Raw genomic sequence first — 6,028 nt, 5'->3', positions numbered from 1 at the left:
CCCTTGATGATTTCCTCGACCATTTTCTTGGCATCGCCGAAGAGCATCATGGTGTTGTCCTTGAAGAAGAGCTCGTTCTCGACGCCGGCATAGCCCGAACCCATGCCGCGCTTGATGAAGAGGACGGTCTTGGCCTTCTCGACATCGAGGATGGGCATGCCGAAGATGGGCGAGGCCGGGTCGGTCTTGGCGGCGGGATTGGTGACGTCGTTGGCGCCGATGACGAAGGCGACGTCGGCCTGGGCGAACTCGGCATTGATGTCCTCGAGCTCGAACACCTCGTCATAGGGCACGTTGGCCTCGGCCAGCAGCACGTTCATGTGGCCGGGCATGCGGCCGGCGACGGGGTGGATGGCATAGGAGACGTCGACGCCCTCTTCCTTGAGCTGGTCGGCCATCTCGCGCAGGGCATGCTGGGCCTGCGCCACCGCCATGCCGTAGCCGGGCACGATGATGACCTTGCCGGCATTCTTCATGATGAAGGCGGCATCGTCCGCCGAGCCCTGCTTGACCGGGCGCGTCTCCGGGCCCTTGCCGCCGCCGCCGGCCGCCGCCGCATCGCCGCCGAACCCGCCCAGGATCACCGAGATGAAGGAGCGGTTCATGCCCTTGCACATGATGTAGGACAGGATGGCGCCCGACGAGCCCACCAGCGCCCCGGTGATGATCAAGGCAAGGTTGCCCAGGGTGAAGCCGATGCCGGCCGCCGCCCAGCCCGAATAGGAGTTGAGCATCGAGACCACCACCGGCATGTCGGCCCCGCCGATCGGGATGATGATCAGCCCGCCCAGCACCAGCGAGGCGATGACGATCAGCCAGAACAGGGTGTGGCTGGCCGAGAGCACGAAGGCGATGATCAGGGCGACCAGCAGCGCGGCCAGGGCCGCATTGATGACATGGCGGCTCGGCAGCAGGATCGGTGCGCCCGACATGTTGCCGTTGAGCTTGGCGAAGGCGATCACCGAGCCGGTGAAGGTGATGGCGCCGATGGCCACGCCCAGCGACATCTCCACCAGCGACTGCGCTTCGATCTCGCCGCCATGGGCGATGCCGAAGGCGGCGGGGGCATAGAGGGCGCCGGCGGCCACGAACACCGCGGCCAGGCCGACGCCCGAATGGAAGGCGGCCACCAATTGCGGCATCGCCGTCATCGCCACGCGCTTGGCCACCACGGCGCCGAGCCCGCCGCCGACGGCCAGGCCTGCGACCACCAGCAGCCAGCCCGACACGCCCGAGGGCGGGGCCACCGCCAGCGTGGTCAGCACGGCCAGGCCCATGCCGATCATGCCGAAGCGGTTGCCCTGGCGCGAGGAGGTCGGCGAGGACAGCCCGCGCAGCGCCAGGATGAACAGGACGCCGGCGACGAGATAGAGGAACTGGGTGAGATTCACGGACATGGACGCTTCCTCACTGGCCGGCGCCGGCGGCCGAAGAGGCCCCGGTCTTCTTGGTCTTGTCGGCGGTCTTGTCCTTGGGCTTGTACATGGCCAGCATGCGCTCGGTGACCAGGAAGCCGCCGAAGATGTTGATGGAGGCCAGCACCAAAGCCAGGAAGCCGAAGCCGCGGGCCCACCAGGGACCGCTCTCGTCCCCGGCCAGGGCGACGCCGACCGAGAGCAGGGCGCCCACCACGATCACCGAGGAGATGGCGTTGGTCACCGACATCAGCGGGGTGTGCAGGGCCGGGGTGACCGACCACACCACGTAATAGCCCACGAAGATGGCGAGCACGAAGATGGCGAAGCGGAAGACGAAGGGATCGATCGCCCCGCCGGTGGCGGCATGGGCGACGCCCCCCAGCGTGGCGGCGAGCTGGTCGGCATAGTCCTGGGCGTGTCTGGCGGCCTCGCCGGCAGCCTGCGCCGCGGCCTGGGCCTTGTCGAGAAGCTCTTGGGGCGTGTCGGCCATGTCGGTCTCCCTCGATGGGATGGATCTGATTGGGGGGCGGGTCTTCAGATCCGCCTCTTGATGAGATGCAGTCCGTTCCAGGCGGGTCCCGCTCCATCTCCCGATGGAGCTGAGAAGACCCGCCCCCGATCGTCAGGCCGGCTGGGGCTGGAAGGAAGGATGCACCACCGCCCCGTCCTTGGTGAGGAGGGTGGCCTTGACCAACTCGTCCTCCCAATTGGGCGCCAGCGTCTTTTCCTTCTTGTCGACCAGCGTCTCGACGAAGGCGAAGAGGTTGCGGGCATAGAGCGAGGAGGCGGAGGCGGCCAGGCGGCCGGGTACGTTGAGATGGCCGATGATCTTGACCCCGCCCGGCGTGACCACGACCTCGCCGGGGCGGGCGCCCTCGACATTGCCGCCGCGCTCCACCGCCAGGTCCACCAGCACGGAGCCTGGCTTGAGGCTGTCCACCATCTCGGCCGAGACCAGGCGCGGGGCGGGCCGGCCGGGGATCAGGGCGGTGGTGATGACGATGTCCTGCTTCTTGATGTGCTCGGCCACCAGGGCGGCCTGCTTGGTCTGGTACTCCGCCGACATCGGCTTGGCATAGCCGGCCGCGGTCTCGGCCTGCTTGAACTCCTCATCCTCGACGGCGACGAATTTGGCGCCGAGCGAGGCGACCTGTTCCTTGGCGGCGGGGCGCACGTCGGTGGCGGTGACCACCGCGCCCAGGCGCCGGGCCGTGGCGATGGCCTGCAGGCCGGCGACGCCCGCCCCCATCACGAAGACCTTGGCGGCGGGCACGGTGCCGGCGGCCGTCATCATCATCGGGAAGGCCCGGCCGAACTCGGCACTGGCGTCGATCACGGCCCGGTAGCCGGCGAGGTTGGCCTGGGAGGACAACACGTCCATCACCTGCGCCCGGGTGATGCGCGGCATCAGCTCCATGGCGAAGGCCGACACGCCCGCCTGCGCCAAAGCGGCGAGCGCCTCGTGCTGGCCGTAGGGATCCATGATGGCGAGCACCAAAGCGCCATGGGGATAGGCAGAAAGCTCGTCCGCCCGCGGGCGGCGCACCTTCAGCACGATGGCCGCGCCCGCCAGCGCCTCGGCATTGGAAGCCACCACGCTCGCCCCAGCCGCCGCATAGTCCTCGTCCGTGATCCCGGACGCCAGCCCCGCACCGCTCGCGACCCGAACCGTCGCGCCAAGCGCAAGCAGCTTCTTCACCGTGTCGGGCGTCGCGCCAACGCGAGGTTCGCCGGGCTCCGTTTCCGAGAGAATACCGATCTTCATGATGATGTCCGCTCCGACAGGTCAGCTTTCATGAGTCAGGCCTGGCCGATGGCGCGCAGCGGAGCTGGCGCCACCTCCTGCGGGAAAGTGGGGTAGAGCCCCTTCACCCGCGCCATCTGCTGGACCAAAGCGAGCACGGCATCGATATGCGGCGTCTCGATCTCGGCGATGCGCCCCATTTCCTGCACCGAGGTGAGCAGGGCGTCGATCTCCAGCGCCCGGCCCTTGTCGAGATCCTGCAGCATCGAGGTGCGATGGGCGCCGACACCGGCCGCGCCGTCGATGCGCCGGTCGACCCCGACCCTGAAGCGCGCCCCGAACTTGAGGCCGATCTGCTCGGCCTCCACCATCATGGCGCGCGCCAGCGCCCGGGTGCCCGGCTCGGTCGCGATCACGTCGAGCGTGGCATGGGTGAGGGCGGAGATCGGGTTGAAGCACAGATTGCCCCAGAGCTTCAGCCAGATGTCGTCGCGAATATCCTCGTAGAGGCGGGGCTTCAAGCCGCCGGCTGTCATCGCTTCGGCGAGCCTGGCGACGCGCGGGCTCTCCGTGCGATTGGGCTCGCCGAGGCCGAACTGGTTGCCGTAGATGTGCCTGACCACGCCGGGCTCGGTGATCTCGGTGGCCGGATAGACCGTGCAGCCGATTATGCGTTCGGGGCCGATGGCCTGCCACTGCCGGTTGCCCGGATCGACGCTGGCGAGGCGGGTGTCGCCATGAGGCGTGGGCAGGCCGTAGAAATACCACCAGGGCACACCGTTCTGGGCGGTGACCACAGCGGTGTCGCGGCCGAGCAGCGGCTTGAATGCCTCCGCCGATTCCCAGGCCTGGTGCGCCTTGAGGGCGACGATCACATAATCTTGCGGTCCCAGATCGGCTGGGTTCTGCGTTGCCGTGAGCGAGGCCGTCAGTTCCTGCCCATCGACGAGCAGCTTGAGGCCGCGGGCCTGCATGGCCTTGAGATGGTCTCCGCGTGCGATGACCGAGACTTCGGCGCCTGCACGCTGCAGCATCACCGCCATGTAGCCGCCGATCGCGCCGGCGCCATAGATGCAGATCTTCATGATGTCGCTCCCCTTCTGCAGCCCGCCTTGCGGGTCTTGGTTTCAGCTGGTCGTGGTGGTGACGGCGTGGTTGGCCATGAGTTCGAGGGCCCGCACCATGGCGGAATGGTCCCAGTCCCTGCCGCCATGGGAGGTGCAGGTGTTGAAGAGTTCCTGCGCCGTCGCCGTATTGGGCAAGGCGATGCCGAGCGTGCGCGCCCCATCCAGCGCCAGATTGAGGTCCTTTTGGTGCAGGGCGATGCGGAAGCCCGGATCGAAGGTGCGCTTGACCATGCGATCGCCATGCACTTCCAGGATGCGGGAGGCGGCAAAGCCGCCCATCAGGGCCTGGCGCACCTTAGCCGGGTCGGCGCCCGCCTTGGAGGCGAACAGCAGGGCTTCGCCGACGGCCTCGATGGTGAGGGCAACGATGATCTGGTTGGCGACCTTGGTGGTCTGGCCATCGCCATTGCCGCCGACCAAAGTGATGTTCTTGCCCATCTTCTCGAACAGCGGCCTGGCGCGCTCGAAAGCGGCTTCCGGGCCGCCGACCATGATGGTGAGGGAGGTGGCCTTGGCGCCGACCTCGCCGCCCGAGACGGGCGCATCGAGATAGTCGCAGCCGAGCTCGTTGATGCGCCTGGCGAAGCCCTTGGTAGCGATCGGCGAGATCGAGCTCATGTCGATGACGAGCTTGCCGGCGGAAAGGCCCTCGGCGACGCCGTTCTTGCCGAACAGCACGGTCTCCACATCCGGGGTATCGGGCACCATGGTGATGATGATGTCGGCCTTGCGGGCAACGTCGGCGGCGCTCGGCTCGGCCTTGCCGCCGGCGGCAAGGAGTTCGGCCGGAATCGGGCCGAGTGTGGTGAGGTAGACGGTGTGGCCGGCCGCGATCAGGTGTCCCGCCATCGGGGAACCCATGATGCCCAGTCCGACAAAGCCGATATTCATGGTGAAGATCCTTGTTGTTGGAGCGCAAACGCCGGGGGAACTCCTTCTCCCCCTGCGGGAGAAGGTGCCCCGATAGGGGCGGATGAGGGGTGAACCACTACACCGGCATGGGATCGCAAGACCCCTCATCCCCCTGCCGGGACCCCTAGCGGTTCCGCAGGAACTGCGGAGTCCCGCAAGGGGAGAAGGGGAACGTCCTGATAGATTCAGCGCGTGGCCTTCAGCCAACCCAAACCCGCTTCCGTCTCGCCCTTGGGCTTGTATTCGCAGCCGATCCAGCCGGCATAGCCGAGCTGGTCGAGCCACTGGTAGAGGAAGGGATAGGCGATCTCGCCGGTGCCCGGCTCGTTGCGGCCGGGATTGTCGGCCAGCTGTACGTGCCAGATCTGCGGCAGGTGCTTCTCGATGGTGCGGGCGAGGTCCCCTTCCATGATCTGCATGTGGTAGATGTCGTATTGCAGGCCGATATTGTCCGAGCCGGTCTCGGCGATGATCTCGGCGGCCTGGCTTGTGTTGGTCAGGAAGAAGCCGGGAATGTCACGGGTGTTGATCGCCTCGATCACCAGGCGGATGCCGGCTTTCTTGAGCTCGCCGGCGGCATAGCCGATGTTCTCGACGAAGGTGGTCCTTGCCTGCCCCGCATCGACGGAGGCAGGTGCGATGCCGGCCAGGCAGTTGACCAGCTTGCAGTCGAGCGCCTTGGCATAGGTGATGGCCTGGGCGACGCCCTCGCGGAATTCGGCCTTGCGGTCGGGCAGCACGGCGATGCCGCGCTCCCCACCCGCCCAGTCGCCGGCCGGCAGATTGTGCAGGACCTGGGTGAGCTTGTGCTCCTTCAGCGCCGCGGC

6 protein-coding genes are annotated in these 6,028 nt (G+C 67.4%); all 6 read right to left on the bottom strand.

Annotated features, from left to right (window positions below; translation table 11 throughout):
• The coding region (locus tag ACTJKX_RS37670) for an NAD(P)(+) transhydrogenase (Re/Si-specific) subunit beta (protein WP_440725364.1) at positions 1 to 1,397 on the bottom strand (1,397 nt) is incomplete at its 3' end.
• Positions 1,398 to 1,407: 10 nt separating this feature from the next.
• Positions 1,408 to 1,908, bottom strand: coding sequence for a proton-translocating transhydrogenase family protein (locus ACTJKX_RS37665; protein WP_068299804.1), 501 nt, complete (start codon positions 1,906 to 1,908; stop codon positions 1,408 to 1,410).
• A 132-nt stretch (positions 1,909 to 2,040) separates the two neighbouring features.
• A complete protein-coding gene (locus ACTJKX_RS37660) occupies positions 2,041 to 3,183 on the bottom strand; it encodes a Re/Si-specific NAD(P)(+) transhydrogenase subunit alpha (protein ID WP_440728451.1) in 1,143 nt (380 codons plus the stop codon).
• A gap of 35 nt (positions 3,184 to 3,218) precedes the next feature.
• The gene (locus tag ACTJKX_RS37655; RefSeq protein WP_440728450.1) at positions 3,219 to 4,247 is read right to left on the bottom strand and encodes a 2-dehydropantoate 2-reductase; all 1,029 of its coding nucleotides are present in this window, start codon (positions 4,245 to 4,247) and stop codon (positions 3,219 to 3,221) included.
• Between the two features lie 42 nt (positions 4,248 to 4,289).
• The gene (glxR, locus tag ACTJKX_RS37650; protein ID WP_440728449.1) at positions 4,290 to 5,180 is read right to left on the bottom strand and encodes a 2-hydroxy-3-oxopropionate reductase; all 891 of its coding nucleotides are present in this window, start codon (positions 5,178 to 5,180) and stop codon (positions 4,290 to 4,292) included.
• Positions 5,181 to 5,386: 206 nt separating this feature from the next.
• A partial coding sequence (locus ACTJKX_RS37645; protein ID WP_440727039.1) for a hydroxypyruvate isomerase family protein occupies positions 5,387 to 6,028 on the bottom strand: 642 nt, incomplete at its 5' end.

It is taken from the genome of Labrys sp. 22185, from assembly GCF_052045555.1.
In the GTDB taxonomy this organism is placed as follows: Bacteria; Pseudomonadota; Alphaproteobacteria; order Rhizobiales; family Labraceae; genus Labrys; species Labrys neptuniae.
This window is presented reverse-complemented; position numbering and strand designations above follow the sequence as displayed.

Excerpts from the sequence above, each read along its gene's own strand:
- ACTJKX_RS37665 (WP_068299804.1), bottom strand. The coding sequence starts at position 1,908 with ATGGCCGACACGCCCCAAGAGCTTCTCGACAAGGCCCAGGCCGCGGCG.
- ACTJKX_RS37660 (WP_440728451.1), bottom strand. The coding sequence starts at position 3,183 with ATGAAGATCGGTATTCTCTCGGAAACGGAGCCCGGCGAACCTCGCGTT.
- ACTJKX_RS37655 (WP_440728450.1), bottom strand. The coding sequence starts at position 4,247 with ATGAAGATCTGCATCTATGGCGCCGGCGCGATCGGCGGCTACATGGCG.
- glxR (WP_440728449.1), bottom strand. The coding sequence starts at position 5,180 with ATGAATATCGGCTTTGTCGGACTGGGCATCATGGGTTCCCCGATGGCG.